General features: G+C 51.5%; 24 protein-coding genes and 2 pseudogenes. 23 read left to right on the forward strand and 3 right to left on the reverse strand.

The genetic code is table 11. From position 1 onward, the window contains the following. Positions 1 to 109 precede the first annotated feature (109 nt). From BWI76_RS12230 to BWI76_RS12240, 3 genes are all read left to right on the forward strand, one after another. Complete coding sequence (locus BWI76_RS12230; protein ID WP_004139393.1) at positions 110 to 355, forward strand: DUF2560 family protein; 246 nt, start codon at positions 110 to 112, stop codon at positions 353 to 355. Positions 356 to 599: 244 nt separating this feature from the next. Continuing rightward, on the forward strand, positions 600 to 788 hold the full coding sequence (locus tag BWI76_RS12235) for a hypothetical protein (RefSeq protein WP_004139391.1): 189 nt from the start codon (positions 600 to 602) through the stop codon (positions 786 to 788). 3 nt (positions 789 to 791) lie between these two features. Then, a complete protein-coding gene (locus BWI76_RS12240; protein WP_004139390.1) occupies positions 792 to 1,784 on the forward strand; it encodes a terminase small subunit in 993 nt (330 codons plus the stop codon). A 104-nt stretch (positions 1,785 to 1,888) separates the two neighbouring features. Here BWI76_RS12240 and BWI76_RS28660 read toward each other — a convergent pair whose 3' ends face one another. Further along, positions 1,889 to 2,302, reverse strand: a complete 414-nt coding sequence (locus BWI76_RS28660; RefSeq protein ID WP_004139387.1) for an HNH endonuclease — start codon at positions 2,300 to 2,302, stop codon at positions 1,889 to 1,891. 554 nt (positions 2,303 to 2,856) lie between these two features. Between BWI76_RS28660 and BWI76_RS12250 the strand changes: the two are divergent. From BWI76_RS12250 to BWI76_RS12305, 12 genes and pseudogenes are all read left to right on the forward strand, one after another. Further along, positions 2,857 to 4,074 (forward strand): annotated as a pseudogene (locus tag BWI76_RS12250) (terminase large subunit domain-containing protein); the annotation flags it as partial. A 4-nt stretch (positions 4,075 to 4,078) separates the two neighbouring features. Then, entirely contained in the window at positions 4,079 to 5,503 is a 1,425-nt protein-coding gene (locus tag BWI76_RS12255; RefSeq protein ID WP_004139372.1) for a DUF4055 domain-containing protein, read from the forward strand. Further along, positions 5,487 to 6,599, forward strand: a complete 1,113-nt coding sequence (locus BWI76_RS12260) for a phage minor head protein (protein ID WP_004139370.1) — start codon at positions 5,487 to 5,489, stop codon at positions 6,597 to 6,599. The genes BWI76_RS12255 and BWI76_RS12260 overlap by 17 nt, the downstream gene beginning before the upstream one ends. 106 nt (positions 6,600 to 6,705) lie before the next feature. Further along, positions 6,706 to 7,470, forward strand: coding sequence for a DUF6651 domain-containing protein (locus BWI76_RS12265; RefSeq protein ID WP_004139367.1), 765 nt, complete (start codon positions 6,706 to 6,708; stop codon positions 7,468 to 7,470). An 87-nt stretch (positions 7,471 to 7,557) separates the two neighbouring features. Then, entirely contained in the window at positions 7,558 to 8,694 is a 1,137-nt protein-coding gene (locus tag BWI76_RS12270) for a P22 phage major capsid protein family protein (RefSeq protein ID WP_004139364.1), read from the forward strand. 38 nt (positions 8,695 to 8,732) lie between these two features. Beyond that, on the forward strand, positions 8,733 to 8,942 hold the full coding sequence (locus BWI76_RS12275) for a hypothetical protein (RefSeq protein WP_004139362.1): 210 nt from the start codon (positions 8,733 to 8,735) through the stop codon (positions 8,940 to 8,942). 3 nt (positions 8,943 to 8,945) lie between these two features. Further along, a complete protein-coding gene (locus BWI76_RS12280) occupies positions 8,946 to 9,356 on the forward strand; it encodes a hypothetical protein (RefSeq protein WP_004139360.1) in 411 nt (136 codons plus the stop codon). A gap of 1 nt (position 9,357) precedes the next feature. Next, positions 9,358 to 9,741, forward strand: a complete 384-nt coding sequence (locus BWI76_RS12285; protein ID WP_004139357.1) for a hypothetical protein — start codon at positions 9,358 to 9,360, stop codon at positions 9,739 to 9,741. Position 9,742: 1 nt separating this feature from the next. Further along, the gene (locus BWI76_RS12290) at positions 9,743 to 10,294 is read left to right on the forward strand and encodes a hypothetical protein (RefSeq protein ID WP_004139355.1); all 552 of its coding nucleotides are present in this window, start codon (positions 9,743 to 9,745) and stop codon (positions 10,292 to 10,294) included. Beyond that, a complete protein-coding gene (locus BWI76_RS12295) occupies positions 10,291 to 10,683 on the forward strand; it encodes a phage tail terminator-like protein (RefSeq protein ID WP_004139353.1) in 393 nt (130 codons plus the stop codon). Before BWI76_RS12290 ends, BWI76_RS12295 begins: the two co-directional genes overlap by 4 nt. A 22-nt stretch (positions 10,684 to 10,705) precedes the next feature. Next, positions 10,706 to 11,638 (forward strand): phage tail tube protein, encoded by a 933-nt coding sequence (locus tag BWI76_RS12300; protein ID WP_064371710.1) that lies wholly within the window; start codon positions 10,706 to 10,708, stop codon positions 11,636 to 11,638. A 38-nt stretch (positions 11,639 to 11,676) separates the two neighbouring features. After that, a complete protein-coding gene (locus tag BWI76_RS12305) occupies positions 11,677 to 12,159 on the forward strand; it encodes a hypothetical protein (protein ID WP_004139349.1) in 483 nt (160 codons plus the stop codon). A 221-nt stretch (positions 12,160 to 12,380) separates the two neighbouring features. On the opposite strand, the gene BWI76_RS28090 is transcribed toward BWI76_RS12305, so the two are convergent. After that, positions 12,381 to 12,521, reverse strand: coding sequence for a hypothetical protein (locus tag BWI76_RS28090; protein ID WP_157130117.1), 141 nt, complete (start codon positions 12,519 to 12,521; stop codon positions 12,381 to 12,383). 63 nt (positions 12,522 to 12,584) lie between these two features. Between BWI76_RS28090 and BWI76_RS28095 the strand changes: the two genes are divergently transcribed. The 6 genes from BWI76_RS28095 (at position 12,585) to BWI76_RS28100 (ending at position 18,500) form a co-directional block, all read left to right on the forward strand. Beyond that, entirely contained in the window at positions 12,585 to 13,544 is a 960-nt protein-coding gene (locus BWI76_RS28095; protein WP_004139346.1) for a hypothetical protein, read from the forward strand. A gap of 13 nt (positions 13,545 to 13,557) precedes the next feature. Then, positions 13,558 to 13,932, forward strand: a complete 375-nt coding sequence (locus tag BWI76_RS12320) for a hypothetical protein (RefSeq protein WP_004139344.1) — start codon at positions 13,558 to 13,560, stop codon at positions 13,930 to 13,932. Positions 13,933 to 14,025: 93 nt separating this feature from the next. Beyond that, positions 14,026 to 17,313, forward strand: coding sequence for a phage tail length tape measure family protein (locus BWI76_RS12325; protein ID WP_004139342.1), 3,288 nt, complete (start codon positions 14,026 to 14,028; stop codon positions 17,311 to 17,313). Beyond that, positions 17,313 to 17,786 carry a hypothetical protein gene (locus BWI76_RS12330; protein ID WP_004121520.1) on the forward strand — a complete coding sequence of 158 codons (474 nt, stop codon included), beginning with the start codon at positions 17,313 to 17,315 and terminating at the stop codon, positions 17,784 to 17,786. Before BWI76_RS12325 ends, BWI76_RS12330 begins: the two co-directional genes overlap by 1 nt. Continuing rightward, on the forward strand, positions 17,773 to 18,255 hold the full coding sequence (locus tag BWI76_RS12335; RefSeq protein ID WP_004139341.1) for a DUF1833 family protein: 483 nt from the start codon (positions 17,773 to 17,775) through the stop codon (positions 18,253 to 18,255). The genes BWI76_RS12330 and BWI76_RS12335 overlap by 14 nt, the downstream gene beginning before the upstream one ends. A gap of 11 nt (positions 18,256 to 18,266) precedes the next feature. Continuing rightward, positions 18,267 to 18,500, forward strand: a complete 234-nt coding sequence (locus BWI76_RS28100) for a hypothetical protein (RefSeq protein WP_142470855.1) — start codon at positions 18,267 to 18,269, stop codon at positions 18,498 to 18,500. On the opposite strand, the gene BWI76_RS12340 is transcribed toward BWI76_RS28100, so the two are convergent. Further along, positions 18,480 to 19,064: a toll/interleukin-1 receptor domain-containing protein gene (locus tag BWI76_RS12340; protein WP_227516867.1), complete on the reverse strand. Its 585-nt coding sequence runs from the start codon at positions 19,062 to 19,064 to the stop codon at positions 18,480 to 18,482. The genes BWI76_RS28100 and BWI76_RS12340 overlap by 21 nt on opposite strands. A 420-nt stretch (positions 19,065 to 19,484) precedes the next feature. Between BWI76_RS12340 and BWI76_RS12345 the strand changes: the two genes are divergently transcribed. Both BWI76_RS12345 and BWI76_RS12350 read left to right on the forward strand, forming a co-directional pair. Next, positions 19,485 to 19,859, forward strand: a complete 375-nt coding sequence (locus BWI76_RS12345) for a nitrite transporter (protein ID WP_084402821.1) — start codon at positions 19,485 to 19,487, stop codon at positions 19,857 to 19,859. Continuing rightward, positions 19,856 to 22,934 (forward strand): annotated as a pseudogene (locus BWI76_RS12350) (host specificity factor TipJ family phage tail protein). Before BWI76_RS12345 ends, BWI76_RS12350 begins: the two are co-directional and overlap by 4 nt. The last annotated feature ends 43 nt before the right edge of the window (positions 22,935 to 22,977 follow it).

The raw sequence follows: 22,977 nt of genomic DNA on the forward strand, positions 1-22,977 counted from the left end.
CGGTTTGAGTATAGAAACCAGCAGAATCCCGAAAAGCGTAAGCGGTAATTATTCAGAAAATTCTTGGTTTAACCTCATTTATTGAAAATGTTATTTAAAGAGGTTTTGTATGGCAGAAATTACCGACGCCCAGCAGATTCGCCTGAACCTGCTTTCAATCCTGAACTATGACACTGCCGCCGCAAAAGTCGCTGTAGAGTTTGTTCAGGACAGACCGCTCAAGTATCAGCTATTTATCCAGCAATACAGTCGCGTAACAACTGAATCAGAAGCGGTGGCGCGGACCATTAAAGCGGTTCAGGAGTCGACGGAAGCGTTGGCTCTGTTTGATACCATCGCAGAGCAAGCGAGCTAAGGCATTATCACAGGCATTCACTGAGTGCCTGTGATAATGTCGAATTGTGATGAATGCAGGATGCTGACCTGCGCGCCCTAGAAGCGTCCCGTGAAAAACGGGCAAGTCGGAAACTAGATTCACTTCAGTGAATCCCCGCCGGACGTTTTAGCGTACGCCGTGGCAGCACCGACCATCACTTCACCCCTAAGCCACTGGCATTTGCTGGTGGTTTTTTTATTGGATATCGAATAGAGGGGAGCCTATGCCGGTATACACAATTTCAGTAGAGGTAAAAAGCCGCTGGTGGCTGCCGTTCTACCTCAAGACACTGACTTTATTCTGCCTGATGTTCCAGCGCGAACCTGATTACGAAAAGACAGCCGCACTCATCACTAAATATGGCATCAGCCAGATATTGAAGGCGGAACCAGTGCGAAAGAATACGGAGTAATCTATGGCAAAACCGGACTGGGGCGAGCTTCAGCAACGGTTCCTGTCCGAACATGCCGCAACCGGCGTATCACCGAAGGATTGGTGTGAAGCGCAGGGACTGAATTACGCTACAGCACGCCGATACATAAAGAAACCCACTGCGCAAACTGCGCAAAAAACTGCGCAGAAGAAATTGCGCACTGCGCAAAAGGAAATGTGCGCAGAAGAGCTGGTGGACAGCAAACTGAGTCCAAAGGTAAAGCGCTTCATTGCCGAATACCTCAAGGACCAGAACGCTACGGCCGCCGCTGAGCGAGCAGGCTACAGCGACCCGAACTATGGCCGTCAGCTCCTGACGAATCCTAACGTTGCGCAGGCCATTGCGCAGCAGCAGAAAGCATCCATTGTGCGCACGCTTGGCAGCGCTGATGAGGTGCTTGAGCAGATGTGGCGCCTGGCCACCTTCGATGCAAACCAGCTATCACAGTATCGTCGCGGGAGCTGCCGTTACTGCTGGGGCTTTGGTCACCAGTACCAATGGCGAGATGCCGTGGAGTACGAAGAAAAGCGACTCGAAGCGCTTGAGCGTAAACGTCGTGAGCCTTTGGATGATGGCGGCTACGGCTACAACCACAAGCGCGAGCCCAACCCTCATTGCCCCCGGTGTAATGGTGACGGTATCGGGCAACCCTTCTTTGCCGATACCACGAAGTTGCCATCTGATGCTGCGCTTGCCTATTCCGGCGTGAAGCTCGGTAAAAATGGCGTAGAGATAACCGCCATCAGCCGAGAACGAATGTACGAGGCGGTGATGAAGCGTCTCGGCCTGGCTGATAGTGAATTCGCCCAGCGTCTGCAGCAGATTGAAATTGAGCGCCGGCAGCTGGAGGTCGAAAAATTACGCAAAGAGCTGGCTGCTGACCCGGAGGATGACGAACCAACGCCAGTTGCAATCAATATCAACGTAGTCGACGCACGAGTGAGGGAAGAGGATGGCGATAGCACCGACGCTTAACATCCCTCAGGCCAAATTCCTTGCGATGCAGCACAAGTTTAAGGCTTACGTGGCCGGGTTTGGATGCTTGCGGGGAAGTACTCCTATAGTTACAGAATTTGGGATTATGCCCATTCAGGAAATAACTCGGCCAATGCGAGTTTTATCATGGTCGGCTGAGAATAATCGATTTGAGCTTTCGCTAAGTGGTGGTGCGTACCCAAAAGGTGTGGCGAATCTATACCGAATTGTGACGCAGCGAGGAGAATTTGTAGCAAGCGGACATCACCGCATTCTCTGCGCTGACGGTAGCTATCGATCTGTGGATAGTTTGGACGAATCGGTGAAGGTATTTGCATCTTCGCAAAGCCTTCTGCTGACCAGTTTGGCCTCTGTCCCGAGATCGTTGCACGCAGGTGATCAGCGTTTGAATCAAAAACTCGCAGATTGCTTGGGGCGTTATGCAGATGAAGCCCGTCGATATGGTCAACTACTTCTGTCGGCAGCAGATAACGCCCGAGTTTCTTCTCAGCAATCATACGATGCTCTGATATCAGACCGGTACGGCGCGCATGTGGATGCTTCGCTGGCGCTTGAACAATGGCATACCCATCCAGATCAACAATACGGCCGCCGCGAAAGCCGTGATTTTGCTCCCCGCTTCGGGCACCTTGAGGTAGGCGCTCAGCATTGTGAACCCGGAGAACGTTTTGAACGTGCTTTTCCGTGCAACCAACCTTCTCTGCGATCTCTGCTGACGTTCTGCAGCCATCAGCAAGAGCAAGAATTTTGTCTTTCGCGCTTTCCCGCGGGGCTGGCTTCTGACGCTGTTTCAGGGTTAGTCCGTACCGAGATATACAGCGGTAAACATGGCTGCGGTCACAACCAGCTAACGCAGCCACTTCTGAAACAGTGCGGTCTGGATGTGCCAAATCGCAAATTACATGGTCTAGAGGCGTCAAAATTAAACTCCTTAATCGAAACCTGCAACATATTGAGTGTATCACGGCTGTCGAAAGCTGAGCCATATTTTGACCTCCAGGTGCTCGACAATAACTGCTACGTTACTGCTGACGGGGCGATTCATCATAACAGCGGTAAGACATGGGTTGGTTGCGGCGGTATCTGCAAGGGGATGTGGGAACACCCTAAAATCAACCAGGGCTACTTTGCACCAACGTATCCGCAGATCCGCGACATCTTTTATCCCACGGTTGAAGAGGTGGCCTATGACTGGGGGCTGAATGTCAAAATCAATGAGGGAAACAAAGAGGTCCATTTCTACGCCGGGAAGCAGTTCCGCGGTACGACGATATGCCGCTCGATGGAAAAGCCACATACCATCGTTGGTTTCAAAATTGGTAATGCCCTGATAGATGAGCTCGACGTGATGCCCGCCAAAAAGGCGCAGTTAGCCTGGCGGAAAATCATTGCGCGTATGCGTTACAACGTGCCCGGTTTGCGTAATGGAATAGACGTCACCACGACGCCAGAAGGGTTTAAGTTTGTTTATCAACAGTTCGCAAAGGCTGTACGCGATAAACCTTCGCTCTCAACGCTATACGGGCTGGTTCAGGCCTCAACCTTCGACAACGAAAAGAACCTGCCGGCAGACTACATTCCATCCCTGATGGAGTCTTATCCGCCGGAGCTGATTAAGGCTTATCTGCGCGGCCAGTTTACCAACCTGACCAGCGGGACTATTTACCATCAGTTTGACCGTCAGCTGAACAATTGCCAGGAGGAAGAGCAGCCCGGCGAACCTCTGTACATCGGTATGGACTTTAACGTCGGGAAAATGGCCGGAATTGTTCATGTGCTGCGCCTTGGGCTTCCCTGTGCAGTTACGGAAATCATTAAGGCTTACGACACACCGGACATTATTCGCATCATCAAAGAACGGTTCTGGCTGTACGACGGCAACGATTATCGCAAGGTGCGGGAAATCTATATTTACCCGGACGCTTCCGGCGATTCCCGCAAATCCAGCAATGCCAGCGCCACGGATATCGCTCAGCTTAAGCAGGCCGGCTTCAATGTGGTTGTTAATGCATCAAACCCGCCAGTGAAAGACCGCATCAACGCGATGAATGCCATGTTCTGCAATGGTAACGGTGAACGTCGCTACAAAGTGAATGTAAAGCGGTGCCCGGTGTACACAGAATCGCTTGAGCAACAGGTTTGGGGCGAAAACGGTGAGCCGGATAAAACGGCGGATAACGATCACCCCAACGATGCCGGTGGGTATTTCATTGTGAAGCAATTCCCGATCATCAAACCGACTGGAAAAGTCACCCAACTGCGGATGTAAAACCATGCCTGATATTTCAACGCCCAACCTCGACTATAACGACATGGTTGAGGCATGGGATATTAATGATGCGCTGATGGGCGGCACGCTGGAAATGCGCCGGCAGGGCAAGAAGTATCTCCCGAAATGGCCGAACGAAGATCCTGAAAGTTATAAGGAGCGTTTAGCTTCGGCAACGTTACTTCCTGCCTATGAAGAGGCCATTAAACAAAACATCGGGCGAGTGTTTGCTGAGCCGACGGTATTGAGTGAGGACTCTCCTGAACAAATACGGGAGCTGTCGCCTGATATTGATATGGAAGGAAACCGGCTCGATGTTTGGGCACAGCAATTTTTCAGCATTGGATTCCAGTATGGTCTGGTACATGCGCTGGTGGATTTCCCGAAAATTGACCCGGAGACAGTAAAAACTAAAGCCGACGAAAAAGCCGCGGGATCCCGCCCGTATGCCACGATGCTTAATCCTCGCCAGGTCATCGGCTGGAAATCGAAAGTGGTTAAAGGGAAAGTGGTGCTGACCGATCTGCGTATCAGAGAGGTCATCATTATTGATGGCGATGATTATGGGCAAACGAAAGTTGAGCAAATACGCCATATCATGCCGGGCAAGGTTGAAATTTATCGCCGAAATAAAGGTGATAACGGCGAAAGCCAGTGGCAGATTCACGACGAGTGGGAAACCAGTCGCGATGATATTCCCCTGGTGACGCTTTACACGAAACGCACAGGCTTTATGCGCGGCTCACCGCCACTGCTTAATCTCGCCTTACTGAATATCAAGCACTGGCAGAGTCAGAGTGAACAGGACAACATCCTTCATGTCGCTCGTGTGCCGTTGCTGGTGGCTTACGGTCTGGCTGATGGCGAAACGTTGACGATAGGTGCTTCTTCTGCGACTCGTTTCGATGACCGCCAGCGGCAGGGACTGGAATATGTCGAGCATACCGGGGCTGCGATTGAAGCCGGTAAGATTTCCCTTGAGGATCTGGAAAACCAGATGCGTCAGGCCGGCGCAAAACTGCTGCGCGCGGAAAACACATCGACTAAATCCTTAGACCAGACTCACGAAGAGCGGATGCAGGAGAATTCACCTCTCTACACCATGGCAAGTTCACTTGAGGATGCGCTCGATAATATCCTGCAGATTATGGCGGAATGGCTGGGTGAGAAAGAGGGTGGCAATGTCGATGTACGTACCGAACTGGATGTTTCAGCCCAGACGTTTGATGCCGCAGCTGCAACAGCTGTTCAGTCGCTACGTCAGGGTGGTGATATACGTCAGGTCGATGCTGTTCGCGTTTTGCAGGCCCTCAAATTTATCGATCCGGATGCGAAGCCCGAAGAGGTAATCGACGAGCTGCGAAATCAGCAGGTCACGCTGGCCGGCGGACTGAGTAACCCGGGTGGTGCAAATGGCAACGGCGAATGACAAGCTTCAGGATGAATCGATAGCGCATGCGATATGGATAGCGCGGTACAGCACCAGAGTTGCAAACAGGATGATAAAAATCCTGAATGACAGTGACGCTGAGCTGACCGCAAGATTGCTGGTGGCGATGGATAGCCTGGATGCTGACAGCTTTACCGTGTCGCGACTGGAAGCGCTGCTCGTTAGTGTCAGGGCTCTCAATCGCGAGGCTGTGCAGTCAATGTACGCGGGACTATCTGAAGAATTGCAGCTGCTCGCTCAGCACGAAGCAGGCTTTCAGCTGAGCCTGTTTCAGTTTGCGATCCCCGATGATGTTCTTTCGCTTCATCCACTGGTGGGCATTTCACCGGATGCCGTTTACTCAGCAGCGATGGCACAGCCGTTTCAGGGGCGCCTGCTTTCGGAGTGGGCAGATAACCTTGAAGCTGACAGGATGGCAAGAATATCCAATACAGTGCGGCAGGGTTTTCTCCTTGGCGATACGCATGAGCAAATCGCCAGAAAGGTCCGTGGTCATGCTAACCGTGGTTATCAGGATGGCACGCTGCAGATGAGCCGCACCAATGCCGGCAGTATTGCAAAAACGGCTGTGGGCCATCTTGCTTCGACGGCCAGGAAAAGCTTCGCAGATGCGAACGATGACATTTTGAAGGGTAAACAGTGGTTATCCACTTTGGATAACCGGACATCTAAAGACTGTCGGATTCGTGACCGCCTCAAGTACACACTGGATAACAAGCCGATCGGCCATAAGGTGCCGTATCTGCAGGGACCCGGGAAAATCCATTTCTGTTGTCGCAGCGTCGAAACCTACATCCTGAAATCGTCTGATGAGCTGGGTATTGCTGTAGGGCAAATATCAGATAGCTCGCGCGCCAGCATGGACGGGCAGGTGCCTTTGGATACCGATTATCAGGGCTGGTTCTCGCGCCAGTCGTTCACGCGACAGTCCCAGATCGTTGGCGTAACCCGGTCCCGGCTGATTCGTGACGGCGGCATGTCGCCCGATGACTTCTACAACGACAAGGGCGAATGGCTGACTCTGGAGCAACTGCGTAACCTGGATGCTCAGGCGTTCAGCAACGCCAGACTTTAAAACTTTTTAAGTCTTCAATCAGGCTGCCTCCGGGCGGCCTTTTTTATTGCCGTGATCCGGATGGTGAGCGGTGCAACGGTCGGATGACCACCGAAAAGGTAACCACATGAAACTGAAAACAGTCGAAGTTAACGGCAAAAGCTATGCAGAAGTCGATTCCAGCGGTTTACCCGTCTACGTCCACGATGACGGCCAGGAAGTTGGTTTTGATGCTGTGCAGGCCGTTGGGAAAATCTCCTCTCTGAATGGCGAGGCAAAATCTCATCGTGAAGCCAAAGAAGCCGCTGAAGCCGGTCTGGCTAAGTTTGCCAAAATCGGCGATCCGGCAAAGGCGCTCGAAGCGCTGGAGATGATGACTAAAATCGACCAGAAAAAACTGATCGACGCTGGCGCCGTTGATCAGGTTAAAGCGGATATCACCAAATCATTCCAGGCCCAGCTTGATGAAGCTACTCAGCGTGCGACGACCCTTGAAGGCCAGCTTTATCAGGAAATGATCGGCGGCCGGTTCTCTGGCTCGAAATTCATCGCAGATAAAGTGGCAATCCCGGCAGATATGCTTCAGGCGCGGTTCGGTCAGTCCTTCAAAGTTGAGGACGGGAAAGTCGTTGCCTATGACGGCTCCGGCAACAAAATTTATTCCCGCTCGAAGCCGGGCGAACTGGCGGCATTTGATGAGGCGCTGGAGTTCCTGGTGGAGCAGTACCCACAGAAAGACCACATTCTGAAGGCCAGCGGCAACCAGGGAGGCGGCTCTCGCCAGTCTCAGCATTCACTCGGGCAGAAAACGATGAAACGCGGTGCTTTTACCAGTTTGAGCCCGACAGATCAGCAATCAACTCTCAAAGACGGTATCACCATCGTCGATTAATTCTTTGCCAGCCGCCGGATGGCTGCTGGTGCCGGAGCTGGATAGCTCAACCAACCCTATATTTTAATCTTCAAGGAATCCATACACATGGCTAATACGCTTACCGGGTTGATCCCGACTATCTTCACGGCTCTGGATACCGTATCTCGCGAACAGGTCGGTTTTATCCCGGCTGTATCGCGTAATGCTAAAGCTGATGCGGCGGCGAAGGACCAGACTGTTACTGCGCCGGTTGCGCCACCGGCAACCACTGTTGATATTACCCCGGGGGCTACTGCGCCAAATGACGGCGACCAGACGATCGGCACCGTTGATGTCAAAATCACCAAATCCAAAATGGCCCCGGTCAAATGGAACGGTGAGGAACAACTGGCGCTGGGGCCCGCAGGGACATACAACACCATTCTTGCTGATCAGTTTAAGCAGGCTTTTCGCGCGCTGGCTAATGAGATGGATGCAGATCTTGCGGCTCTGTATTTCGCATCCTCTCGTGCTGTTGGTACGGCCGGCACCGCTCCTTTCGGTATTGCAGGTGATTTGTCGGATGCGGCAAATGCGCGCCAGGTTCTCTCTGACAACGGTTCGCCGACAACTGATCTGCAGATGGTTCTCGGTTCTTCGGCTATCGCAAACCTCCGCGGTAAACAGTCTGTTCTGTTCAAAGTAAACGAGTCCGGTACTGATGCGCTTCTGCGCGAAGGTATTGTGGGGCGACTGGAAGGATTCAACATCCACGAATCCGCGCATGTTAAGAAACGCGCTGCATCTCCGGCTGCCGGATACCTGGTGAATGGAGCAAAAGCTGAAGGCGATATTCTGATTGCCATTGATACCGGCACAGGTGCTTTTGCAGCGGGCGACATCGTGACGTTTGACGGGGATAACAATAACTACCTGGTTGCTGCGGCGACTGCCACGACCATTACTCTGGCTTCTCCGGGCTTACGTCAGGCGCTGGCCGATAATACCGCTATTACTGCTGGTGGTGCCTACACCGCAAACATGGCGTTTGATCGTAATGCTTTCCTGTTGGCATCCCGAACTCCGGCAATGCCGCAGGGTGGCGATACTGCAGATGATGTGATGAACGTTACCGACCCGGTATCGGGCATTACTTATCAGGTGGCGCTGTACCGTCAGTACCGCCAGGTGCGTTACGAAGTTGGCCTGTCATGGGGCGTAGCGGCAGTTAAGTCGGCGCACTCAGCGTTGTTGCTGGGCTGATAAACAGGGGCTTCGGCCCCTTTTTTAATGGAGGTCGTATGGCTGGATTAACCAAAGAGCAGCGAGCTCAACGAGCGGCGGAAAAATTTGCTGCCGAGCTGGCTGAGCCGAACAATTCTCAGCAGGAGCAGCACTTGGTAGTAATGGTCACGGATTATCCTGCATTCCCCGGCGCACCGATAACCGCAGATGTCCACCCTGAAGAGGTTGAAAACTGGAAGGCACTCGGCTGGAAAGAAACGGAGTAATAGATGCTCACCTTCATAACTGTTGAAGACGTTAATTCCATTTTGGGCGCCACCTGGACGGATGAAAGCAAAAAAGCCAAATCTGTGCTGATGGCGAATACCTGGATGAATGGACTTAACCTGAAACTGCCATGCAATAAGGCAACTCACGAAACCATTATTCCTGACGATATGAAACAGGCTGGCGCTTATACGGCGCTGTCGGCGGCAAATGGCGGGCTGTATCAGCAGAAAACTGATTCTGGGGTGTTACTGAGTAAGACGGTCGATGCTGACGATGTCTCTGTGTCAAAGACGTTTGCCGAGCTTGCCACCAACAGCACAGCGCTGTTTGATTCTGACCTGCAACTGGCGTTGGCCATGCTTAAGCCATACGGTGTCAATCAGTCCCTGGTGCGGCTGGTGAGGGGGTGATATGGGCATTCGTGACGAGCTGCAAACCGAAGTCGCCGCAGCCTTCGATACCGACCTGAAGGATGCTGTTAAGGATTTCACTGGAACATACACCGTTCGAGGTGATTGGGACCCGGTAACGGAAACTGGCAGCGAAACGCAGGTGACGTATTCGGGGCGCGGAGTGTTGGCCCGTTCCAAACTCCGGCGTATCGATGGCGTTAACATCCTGCATGGTGACCTGAAATTAACCGCCCTGGTTAACGAAGTAACCGATAAGCCAGCGGTTGGGCACTTTGTCACGGCGCCGGATCCGATAACTGGCGTACTTCAGCGTTATGAGGTCATCACTGCCGCTGCTGATTCTGCCGGTGCTGCGTACTCCATCCAGCTACGGAGGGCGTGATATGGCGAAGGGATGGAGTATCGACCCGACGGCATTCGCCGGGCTGGTGGCTGATGATGTGAGATTGCGCCAGCGAACCATCGCAACACAGCTGCTTAATGAAATCGTCCAGCGCTCACCTGTTGGCAACCCGGAGCTATGGGCTATCAACGCCACCGCGGTTCAGTACAACAAAGCGGTAGGTGAGTGGAACGAATCTCTTTATGCCGACCCCGCAAATCTGACCAAAACCGGGCGACTCAGGAAGAAAGTCCGTGTTAACGACAGCATGGATATCCGGCGCCCGGCAGAATACCGTGCGGGTACGTTCCGGGCATCCCACTTTGTCAGTATTGGCGAACCAGATCACTCAGTACCGTCTGAGCCAGACCCGCGTGGAACGATGACCTTTCTCAATGGCAAAAACATCATCAACCAGGCACCAGCCTATTCAGTGATTTACATCCAGTCGAACCTGCCTTATTCCGTGCCGCTGGAGAATGGTCACTCAACGCAGGCCCCGGCGGGCGTCTATGCAGTTTCATTTAACGGTGTCGTTCAGGCCTACAAATGACCCTTACAGAAATCAGAAACGCTGTCATTTCCCGAATGACGGCGCAGACCGCTATTGCTTCTGATGCGGTGGACTATCCCAACGGGCCGATATTTGATCCGAGTGGCCGCGATATCTGGGCACGCTTCACCAATATTTCAGGACAGGCGGGAGCCAACGAAATCGGGGCCGGGCCGGTAGTCCATCGAACCGGCGTCATCATCATTCAGCTATTTGTTCCGATCTATACCGGCACGATTCTGATTACTCAAACCGCAGACCAGCTAACGCAGCACTTCGAATTCCAGAATGACGGACGACTGAGTTACTTCGCAGTATCGGTGGTCCCGGCGGGCGAGGCCGACGGCTGGTCGCAGCTTAATCTCCAAATTCCATATCGCGCTCTGTAGCGCACAATAACAGGAGGCTCCTGTGAGTTCAGGCGCAAAAGTAGTAACCGCGTTTATACGCGAAACCACTCCGGGTGTTACACCCACAACTGGGGCGTGGAATCTGTTAAGGCGTGCATCATATGGCCTTGCACCGACCCAGAATACCAACGATAACGACGAAATCGCCGGCAACCGAATGGCCCAGGGCGTATCGCGCGGCACGATTGATGTTGGCGGAGATGTCGGTACCAAATTTCGCTGGAATCAGCACGATGCTTTTCTGGCGAGCTGCTTTGGTGCGGAATGGGTAAACAACGTGCTGACGATGGGCAACGGGCGCATTACGTTCTCCGTGGCTTCCTACGCTGAAGACGTGGGGATTGCGCAGATTGCCCGCGGATGCCAGGTATCCACGCTTCAGGTTGAAATCCCGAATGATGGCGATATTACCGCCACGGTCACTTTTGCTGGACTGGACTGGGAAACGAAAGGCGACGATACCAGCTTTTTTACTGCGCCGGTCGATAATGCCGGGGCGCTACGCTATTCGTTCAAAGAGGTTACAGCCCTTAGCCTGAATGGTGTTGCTGGTGGCAATGGTTTCTGTGTAGATACCTTCAACATCCAGTTCGATAACAACATGCAGACTCAGCGCTGTATCGGAACCGGTTCGGCGTTCGCCGGCGCTAACATTCCGACCACGTTTACGCCGTCAGGTCAGGTCACTTTGTCCTGGTCAAAAGCAGCCTGGGAAATCTATAAGAAGACGTTCACCGGTGAAACGGTGCCGTTTAGTTTCACCCTGGAGAATGCTGAAGGTGCCTATATCTTCGAATTCCCGGAAGTGCAGATTTCCGGTGACTGGCCCGATGCGGGCAGCACCGATATTGTCCAGGTTCAGCTCGATATCACCGCGGCCAATACTCCGCCAACCATTACCCGCGTTCCTGCCACTACTGGCGGTGATGATTAACACTAGCCCTCTTCGGAGGGTTTTTTCATGGAGTTTTTATGCTGATTGTTACCCCAAAAATTGATTTAGACGGCGAGCGCTGGTTTTACCCTTACAAAAAGCCAGAAGACAGCAAAAAGGAATTTTCACCGGAAGAAGAATCGTTGTTCAAACTTCGCCTGCTGGTGGCCAGTAGCGAGAATTCACAATATCGCTCTCGTAACGCGCTGGTGCGCCGCCACATCGATAAGATGGACGCAGGCTATAAGGTAGGAACCAAAGAATTTAATCTCGCCAGCGTGGGCGATATCGACTCTGTTGATGACCTGCTGATCGATAACGTAGCGCGGTTCCTGCTGAAAGGCTGGGAAGGTGTGGGCCAGTTGGTAGATGGTACAGAGGTTGCTCTCGACTATACCCCAGAACTCGGGACCGCAATGCTGAAACAGCACCCGGAGCTGTACTGGCTGATACTGGCCGAGGCCGCGAACATTGCTCAGGGTAAAGAGCAACAGACTCAGGAAACCGTAAAAAAGCCTTAGAGGCGCAGAAGTGGCTTAAGGAGTTCGGGGGGGCGCAGGGCGAAAAAGCAAAGTGGCGGCGGGAGAAATTAAACCTCCCGCCAATCCCTGAGCCGGAGATTGACGCTGTAACTGGGGAGATCCTCAACGCTTACGCTATGATTTCTCGCGGCAGGCAGTATGCAGGAATGGCTGGCGTGCCGCTCCCGTTGTCCCTGAGTGATATCGAGCGCTATCTGGCCTCACGTTCCATACTGATTGACCGAACCGAGTTTGATGCTGCGATACTTGCCCTCGACGATGCTTGGCGGGATGCATGGGCAGAAGAGCAGAAAAGACAGGCAAAGAAGAGCAGAAAAGACAGGCAAAAGTGAAGTAGTCATATCAATGTCTCCTTCTTTTCCTGTGCTAACCTGTGTGCAAATGTTAATGATGGGGATAGGGCTTTGAGCGAAGATATCGGAAATGTCAATTTTGGCATTAGCCTTGGTGGTTACAAAGATGAAGAAACGGCAAAGGAAGTTGGAAATGCTGTAAGCCAATTCATTAAAATACTCTGCAAGTATATCGATCTTACATCCTTAGTTGGAATTTCAATAAATTATGATTACCAATATGCATTAGACTCAGTTGACAGAGGGATTGAGACTTCAAATACTTTAACTCCATCTGATGGCGATGTTGTAGGTGTCGCTATGGTTGTTCGAGTTATGCGTGATGGTGAGCCCAAATGTCATATCGTTTTTAATGCTCTTCACATTGAGGGGGTTGTATCTCCAGTCAATTCGCCGGAGTGGCTAACTGCTATTGGAATCATTTCGCATGAATGTGCTCATGTCTCAAATAGCAATGCCTTAAACAAATGTTTTCCGGGGCGGATGATGAGTTACCGTTATAAAGACATCCATGAGCAATTGAGAGGGGAGTGTTGGTTATCTGTGATGGAGGAATATTGCGCAACTAGATTGAGTGCGCAAATTGGTGAAGATCAGAGCAAGATGTTTAAAACGTCTTTTTTCAGACAAGCTTCTAAACTATATGATAAAGCAAGGGATTCTATATTTGACTATCAGTTTCATCAAAGCGTAGACAGAACATTAAATGAAGTTTATTCCGAGATTGAAATAACTTTGAAACTCGCAGCATATTTTTTAGGGGATGCTGCAGCAAAAGGAATTAATTACAAGGATGGTAATGAGGATGACATGTCTGAGTTCTCATGGCTTACTCCCTACATTGAAAGATTAAATTCTGCGAATGCCTCTATTTTCGAAAATTATGGAAGATGGAAATCGATTGATGAGTTTGAGGTGATATCAGATATCCTTGATGATATTGCCAAATATCTAGGTGTAACTGTCTCCTTACGTCCACAGGGTGTATGGGTTGATATTAGTTATTTTTAATATAGGAGTTATAATGAATAAGTTTGCTATATTGATTCCTTTGCTCTGTCTGGTAATGCTTGGATGCACCTATACAAACCAATATGAAAGTGGGTCTCAAATATCTGTTGAAAATGTGAACCGGATTGTTAAGGGTAAAACAACAGAGGCTGAGTTGATCGGTATGTTTGGACAGCCTTTTTCTAAGGCAGTAATCAGTGCGACTGAGGCCAAGTGGATTTACACACACAATGCGGTGTCAGCTTCAGCTCAGGCGTTTACCATGAAAACAACATCAAGCGCTGAGATGACAACACTTGATATCCTTTTGAAGGATGGCGTGGTTGTCAATTATGCGTATACCAAATCCCCTCTAAATCCAACTATGAACATGAAAACGTCTCTGTGACGCGAGAGCCCACTCAGGTGGGCTTTTTATTATTGTTTAAACATTTCGTAACCCGCTAAATCGGCGGGTTTTTTATTACCCGGAGAAAGGTAAATGGCAGAACAAGAATCAAGGCTAGCGATACGCCTGGACAGTTCCGGGGCCGAGAAGCAAGCTGATAGCCTGGCAGTAGCCTTGGTAAAAATGACACGCGCAGGTGAAGAGGCTGAAAGAGCCGCCGACGATCTAGAGGGGTCAACTAAAAATCTCAACTCACGCCTGAGGGATGGCGCAGCCGCAACAGGAAGAGCGACAAAATTCACTGAGGAGCAGCGAGAGGCATTTCGTAAACTCCGAGATCAGATTGACCCAGTGGGTGCTGCCATAGACAGAATCGGCAAAAAATACTCCGAACTTAAAGGATATTTTGACCGTGGTCAGATTGATCTTGAGGAGTATCGCACGTTAGCGAAAAGCCTTGATGCTGCCACCAACGAGTTAACTGGGGTTGCTAAAGCAGAACGTGACGCAGCTAAGGCCGCTGATGAGCAAAAGGCTGCATTACAGCGACTGGCTGCGCAACTTGATCCTATATCTGATGGTTTCCGTAAGATTGCTACCAACCAGAAATTATTGGATAACGCAAAATCCAAAGGAATGCTCTCAACAGAGCAATATGACTCGCTTTCCGGAAAATTAAAGCAAATGCGGGGCGAGCTTGAACTCACTCAGGCCCAGCTTGGAAAAACGGGAATGTCAGCCAGACAAACCGCTTTTGCAATGCGCATGATCCCCGCTCAGATGACGGATATAGTTGTTGGGCTTTCTACCGGGCAATCTCCGTTTATGGTGCTCATGCAGCAGGGCGGTCAGCTTAAGGATATGTTCGGCGGCATTGGGCCGGCGATTAAAGGTGTTGGCGGCTATGTGGCTGGTCTGATTAACCCCTTTACTCTGGCAGTTGCGGCGGTCGGTGCTCTTGGTGCGGCGTTATATAGCGCCGAGAAACAAGCATCAGCTTTAAATAAATCAACAAATGTTCTAACCAATGTCAGCGGCTTGAATTTAACGCAGACCACCGCGCTTGCTCGTGGTGTTTCTGGTCTGGGAGTCACCTATAGTGATTCCGTTGACGCTGTCGGGTTGCTGACCCAGGCGATCAGCCAGAACACAGCGATGTACCCAAAAATAATCCAGTCATCCAGCGAATACGCCAAAGCAAGCGGACAGGACATTAGCGACGTTTTGGCTATGTACCAGAAATTATCCACGGGTGGAATCCAATCTATTGACGATCTTGATGATAAATTGGGTTTCCTGACAGCAGCGCAACGAAAGCAGGCCGACGAAGCTGCTGCCAGCGGCAATATTGCTGAGGCCCAAAGGATTGCGTTTGCAGCACTATCCGGTCAGATGGATGAATTAACCAAAAAACTCCATCAAGGGGCTAACGGGTGGGATAACTTTTGGGCTTCCGTTGGGCGGGGTGCTTCTGGTTCATGGGATACCGTTAAAGAGATCGTTGGTGGGGATTATTTTGATAACGCAGATGTTCGCTGGTATCAAAGGAGAACGCAGGAACGAACTCAGAGGCAAAATGCAGGGACGTGGACACAGCGCGATGAAGATAGCTACCAGTCACGCCTTAAAGGCTCCCAGGCCATTAAGGATTACACTCAGGCTATCACTGAGATGGATAAGGCTTCTGAGCAGCAAGCCAATAAATCCTATCTCAAGCAACTTCAGGTGCAGGCGGATGCTGGCGCTGATGCGGTAACGAGAGCGAAAAAAGCTCTACAGGCGTTTGATAACGAATACCGTAGCAAAGATGCTGGAACGCAGTGGGAAGGGGGGGCGGCATACGCTACCAGAAGGGCGCAATTGGCAAAAAACCTGAAAGATGCCGAAGACGCTGCGGCTAAGAAGAATAAGCCCAAAAAAGAAAAGGCTTACACCGAGGACGCCACCACCAGACTACTCGCCCAACTCAATCAGCAATATGCCACCCTGCAATCTCAGTATGACACGACGGAGAAGATTGGCACTGCGCAGCAGTCGCTTATTAAATGGGAGCGGCAACTTGCTGATATCAAGATCAAAAAGACCCTCACGGCAGATCAGAAGTCTCTGTTAGCTAACCAGCGGACTATTACTGACCAGTATGAAAAGAATGCCGCATTAGAAAAAGAAATCGCCTTACGCAAGGATGCCGATAAGCTCACAGCGTACAAAAACACGCTTTCATCTGGTTTGCAAAATGATGCTACCGGGCTACAAAACAGCCTGAACAGTAATACTGTTTTGTCGCAGGAGCAGAAACGCCTGCAAGAGTTGGCAAAGATTGCCAGCGATTACCAAAAGAAACAGGTTGAGTTAACTAATCAGAGAACTACAGGGCAGATCTCGCAAAATCTGTACGACCAGGAGACGGCAGCTTTGCAGCAAGCGTTAGATCAGCGGCGTGCCATGCAACACGCCTATTACACTCAGATTGATCAACTTAATAGCAACTGGCAGCTTGGCGTCCAAAACGGAATGCAGTCATATCTTAACAGCGTTCCTACGCTGTATGAGTCAGTGACAGCGGCGACCACTTCAATTTTTAGTTCAACTGAATCTGCGATCTCTTCGAATCTATCCGCGATGTTGCAAGGAACCGAAAGCCTGAGCAATGGATTTAAAAATATGGCGGCCGGGATGGGGCAGGCGGTTATTGATGCATTAACTAAAATGGCGGCGCAATGGCTGGTTTATCAGGCTGTGCAGTTACTTGTCGGGAAAACTGCGGCAGTGAGTGCAGCTGCATCTATGGTTGCTCAAGCTACTGCCATGTCACAAATGGCAGGTATTAATGCATACGCATCAGCAGCAGCTATACCTGTTACTGGATGGGCTATGGCTCCAGCAGCTATGGCGGCTGCTTTGGCCGCAACTACTCCCCTGATAGCATCAGTGACGGCAATTTCAGCAGCTATGGCCGCCGGCGGTGGACTAACAGGTATGGCTCACAACGGCATTGACTCCGTTCCATCCACTGGGACATGGTTGCTGGAAAAAGGGGAACGGGTCATGACTGCTGATACATCGGCAAGACTGGACTCCACGCTTGAGAACCTACGCAAAAACGGACTGGACGCGACGCTCAGCAAACCGGGTTTTGGGACCGGGGTGCAGAACGTGAATAGTGATAACAGCAGGAAAACCACTATTCACGCACCGATAGAACAGCATTTCCATTCACCTGCTGGTGTAACCCCTGATCAGATGGCTATCTCCATGGCACAAACGCAGAAGCGGGCGACAACAGATGCGCTTAATCAGGTTGCAGCGCAAGTGCTGAAGGGGGACGGGAAGGTGGGTAACGCGATGCGAAGTAAATATCCTGGCAGGGGGATGAGTTGATGGCTGATATCTATTATCCACATGACAGCCTCCCTATGCCATTACAGGAAGGATACGGATTCCAGCCTGTAAGCCCTTTAAAACGAACCCAGCTAACCACCGGCCGCGCGCGGCAAAGGCGAGCTTATACGTCAACGCCGACGCAGGCCAGCATCTCCTGGTTCATGGAAAGCGATGCTCAGGGACTGGCGTTTGAATCCTGGTTCCGCGATGCATTATCTGATGGTGCGGCCTGGTTCCTGATGAAGCTGCAGACGCCGGCGGGTATTAAGTTTTATAAGTGCCGGTTCACGGATATTTATCAAGGGCCGGAGCTGGTTGCGCCAATTTACTGGAAGTATTCAGCGACTCTGGAGTTATGGGAGCGTCCGCTTATTCCGGCTCCGTGGGGGAATTATCCGGAATGGATTGTCGGTAGCTCGCTGCTCGATATCGCGCTGAATAAGGAGTGGCCAAAGCATGACGCAGATTAACCGCCTTTATGCCAGCAGCGGACCGGAGGTGATCATTGAAACGCTGCAGATAACTATCGGTTCTGATGTTCACTACCTCTGCCAGGGTTACGAGGATATTACGGCAACGACGGAGAACGGCGACAGCATCACATTTACCGCCTGCGCGATTGACATTGCGCTGCCGGCGCGTAACGAGGACGGAACGCAGGACCTGAAGTTTGCTCTGTGTAATATCGACGGCGTTGTGTCCACGGCGATCCGCAATGCGCTGGCGAACCGCCTTTCTGCGTCGCTGACTTACCGGAGTTATATCTCCACAGATTTAGCGGCGCCTGCGGCGATACCGTACACGCTGCAGATTAAATCAGGATACTGGACGGCGACAGAAGTGCAGATCACCGCGGGCTATATGAATGTCCTCGATACAGCCTGGCCGCGGTACCGCTATACGCTCCCTTTATTCCCCGGTCTGCGTTATTCGTCTTAACCGGAGGTGGTATGACTGAAGAAAGAATAAAAAGACTTGAATCTGAACTATTACAAGTTCGCTATGAACTTGCCGTAATAAAAAAACTACTTATTCCAGATAAAACTCCGGTATGGGCTCTACTTGCGAAAGATATTGCCTATTCTGAGGGGCTAAGACCCTCACCCTATGGTGAGGGATACGATATGTGTCGTCTGCTCGAATTACTTTGTAAAATTGGGGTTTTATCGGAGGAGGGTCACTAACTGATCCGCTATTTCCTCATATGTCTGTATTGCGGTATTCATTGCTACCTTATCAGCTAAAGATGGACTAAATTTTATGACTTCTGATTTAGATATTTCGTGCCAGATTGGCAATACCCTTTTTGTTCCTTCAATTTCAGATGCGATTAATCCGTTTAGTTCATATTCTGTCCATTGCTTTTTAATGAAATTTTTAGATATAACAACTATTCCGAAACGTGAATTCGCGAGTCCTTTGTCGATTTTCTTTCTGAGGCTGTCGCCCCATGCGAGAGAGAATTCGTCGTACCAGACCTTCACGCCCTGAGATTTCAGGTACTCCGCAAATGGCCTTACGAACAAGTCTTTATCTTCACTGGCGTGAGAAATAAAAACATCATATTGCGGAGATTCATCTTCATCATTAATGGCATCGTGGATACCAGTTTTACTGGAGAACATACGACTATGAAGGGTCCGTATTTGCGAGTCCATTTTTTCTTTAAGTTTTTTGTGTAAATCCTGTTGTTCTTTTTCACGTTTTTTTTTGCGCCATTTCCAGCTTTTTGCGCTCGGACTCTTCATCTTTAGTCAATTGTGTCTCATAACGATGAAGTTCAGCAGTTTTATCAGCAATTTTTTTTGATAACTCGGCGTTTTTTTGCATTGCATTTGGATATGTCGCTTGTATATCGGGATATTTGAGACATTTTGGAGGAAACAGTCGATGGGGAAGTTGAACTGGTGATACTTCTCTGTAACTGATTAATACTGCTTAGTAGTTGTGCTTCCTTTTTGCTTTCATCCGCTATTTTTTTTCGCAGATCAGCCAATTCCTCTTTGAATCCTGCTTATCGCTGTCCTGTTTGAGCTGATTGACATTTATTGTTCCTTTTAGAGGTATCGCTGTGCTCTGAAAAGCGTACACCAATCAGCAGCATCGGAAAACCTGGAAGCAACAACAGTGTATTGATTTCGCATCAACGAGGTAATTTACATGTTTTCATCCTGAAAAGTAACCTTTCAGTCACCTGGCTGAAGGGCGGCAGAGTGTATCCGCAGCTCGACTGCTTCGGGATCGTGAACGAAATACGGGCGGACCTTGGACTGCCTCTCTGGCCTGAGTTCGCCGGGGTGACCAAAGACGACGGCGGGCTCGACCGCGAAGCGCGCCGGATGATGCTTTCACTGGAACGTTGCGAACCTTGTGAAGGTGCCGGGGTTGCCTGCTATTCCGGTTCAACCGTCACCCACGTCGGTATCGTCGTCAATATCGGTGGCCTGCTGCACGTGGCGGAATGCAATCCGGGAACGAACGTCACATTTCTGCCTTTGCCGCGATTTAAGCGGCGATTTGTCAAAGTGGAGTTCTGGCAATGACCATTCGTTTTTATCCGTCGCGGCTGCCCGGTGAACCGCTCGAAACTCATGAGCATGGCGTTACCAGCATTCGCAGCTGGCTGGTTGCCAATCTCGAAGACTATGAGGATCGGGATGTTCCACCGCTGGCCATTGAGCTGGATGGCCAGCCGGTACCACCTGGCGAATGGGCGTTTCGCATCATCCGGCCAGAAAACGATGTCTGTATGTACCCGGTTCCTTTCGGGCTTGAAGTAGCAACAATCGCATGGATAGGTGTCGGTATTGCCGTGGCAACGGCGGCCTACTCACTGTTCATGATGGGTAATATTGATGCTGGTGGCTACACGTCTTCCTCAGGGCGAAGCCTCGACCTGAACCCCGCGAAAGCAAACAGCGCGAAACTGGGTGATGCGATTCGTGAAATTTTTTGGGCGCGTGCGTATTTATCCGGATTATGTTGTGCAGCCTGTTACCCGGTTTTGATGCTGCCGATCCAACGAAAATGCGCGTACAGATGCTGCTGTGCCTTGGTGTCGGAACTCTGGATTATACCAATGGCGATATCCGCGTTGGCAGTACGCCTGCATCGACCCTGCGGGGATTCAGCAGCACGCATTATCCCCCTGGTGCAGACGTTTCTGGCGATGAGCGCAGTGAAAAACTGGTTCAACAGTACGGAGGTCGGCGGGACGTCATCCGGCACCGGGCTGGACATGGCCCAGACGTCGCCGGATGCGGACGACATTATTGCAGACAGCATGACCGTGGCCGGAGCCGACGTAACGTTTACCGGGCTGGACACGGATGATAGCGATGATGACGACGATAACGACAATTCTCTGCCGGATAGCTGGGTAGAAGGCGCGATTGTTGAGATAAAGGCTCCCGCCAACTACCAGATATCAACGGCGGCCGGGTACAGCGTTATCGCGAGTCCGCTGCTGACGGAGATCGCGCCAGTAGTCAGTATGCCGGTGACGCTCAGTTTCAATAGCGTCGATTACGATCTGTTTAATCGCGTCATATACCCTTGGCCAGGGCTGCGGTGCCGGGCACCGGGGGAAGTGCGGCAAAAGTTCAGGCCAGCGCAGCACCTACCACCTACGACTTTTCGACCAGCTCCAGCACGTTCACGATCACGTGGCAGGGGATCGCTTACGCGGTGTCGCTGGTGGCGAACTATGTGTCGATGTCTGGACTTCTGGCGGCCATCATCGAAGGGCTGACTGGCTCCGGCCTGGTCGCGCAGGATAACGGCGGCACCGTACTGATAACCGAGGCGGCCAGTCCGTTCGCGGGAGGAGCAATCACATCATCTTCGCTGCCAGCTACTGTTTTCGGTGATGCTCCGGTTTATACCTCCGGCACGGCGTCAACCGGCGGCAGCCCTGCGGTAACGGCAAAACGTGACGCTCGCCTATAACAGCGCCACGGGCACCGCATTCTCCGGGATTGCCGGAGGGGATGCAACGGCTTTCACTTGCTCACCGCGGAATGAGTACAGGATTGTGTCCGCTGATGGCACGACGGCGACGGTGGCGCGTCTGGTTAACGGTGCAGTTGATGAGTCATGGCCGGGATTCACCGCCAGGACGATGATCGACTATGAGGCCACTGGCCTTAACGACACGCTGAGCTGGCTGGGGCCGTTCCTGGTATGCCCTGAAAATGAAGTGGTGGATATGTTTCGAAGTGAATTTTTCCTTTCCGAACGGCATCTGCGGTTTTGACGGCAAGGGCAAAAAAGCGACTCCGGCATGTTGAGTGGGAAATTCAGTACCGGGATTTACGGCTCCGGCTCAGGGTGGGTCAGTAAACAGGGCGAGTATGCGCTGAAAACGTTAACGGTCTGGGCTTTACTGAGCGGATCACACTCGGTTCTCCGGGGCTTGTAGAGGTTCGCTGCCGACGGTGCAACGAGCAGGGCTCCAATAATGCCAGGGATTCGATGTACTGGCAGGCACTGCGCGGGCGCCTGCTGACGCGTCCTTCATCCTATCCCGGAGTGTCGCTGATGGCGGTGACCGTCGAGAACGGGCGGTAAACTGGCGGCGCAGTCTGACCGCCGCGTAAACGTTGTGGGGACGCGTGCCTATGAAACCGGAAACGGCCAGAACCATTTCTGGCGCGCTGCTGCATGTCGGGAATTTCGCTGGGGCTGGAGATGGATGTCGATACCATCAATGCGCTGGAGTCTGCGTACTGGACGCCGCGTAGCGAATATTTTGATTTCGCTACTGGCGACAGTATCTCGGCACTGGAAATGCTGCAAAAGGTCGCCAACGCCGGGAAGTCACGTTTTCTGCTAAGTGATGGCCTGGCTACCGTAAACAGGGAAGGGGTTAAGCCCTGGACAGGTGTGATCACCCCGCATGAGATGGTCGAAGAGCTGCAAAGTGGTTTCACTGCTCCATCTGACGATGATTACGACGGCGTTGACGTAACGTACATCAACGGAACCACCTGGGCGGAAGAGACGGTTAAATGCCGCACTCCCGATAACCCTACTCCGGTGAAAATCGAGGATTACAAACTCGACGGGGTATTGAGTCAGGATCATGCCTACCAGATTGGGATGCGGCGCCTGATGAAATACCTGCAGCAGCGGGTAACGTTCCGGACGACAACCGAACTGGACGCGCTCTGCTACAACGTTGGCGATCGTATTGTGCTGACCGACGATATACCGGGGAATAACACGATTTCCTGTCTTGTTGAGGAGATGAAAACGACTGGCGGTGTGACGACCTTCACCGTCACGGAGCCGCTGGACTGGTCTTTTGAAAACCCTCGCGCGCTGGTCCGTTACCTGGATGGCTCGGCCTCCGGGCTGATGGTGGCGACCAGAGTAGGGGATTATCAACTTTCGGTCCCGCATCTGAGTGAGTTTGATGACCTGCTGAAAATCAATTTATCGTCTGCAACCATTGAGCGATCCGGCTGGTGTTCTGCGGCTCAAACGCGGCATGTCTATGATGCGCTGGTGGCAGAATTGCCCCACAGTCTGACGGCACCTGTCAGGTGACCGCCAACGAATATCTTGAATCGTTCTACGCCTACGACGACGCCACATACCCCGGCGACGTCGCGTAATACCCCATAAAAACCCCCTTATTAACTCTTTTCGCTCAAACCC

Source organism: Klebsiella sp. M5al, assembly GCF_002090195.1.
Classification (GTDB): Bacteria; Pseudomonadota; Gammaproteobacteria; order Enterobacterales; family Enterobacteriaceae; genus Klebsiella; species Klebsiella grimontii.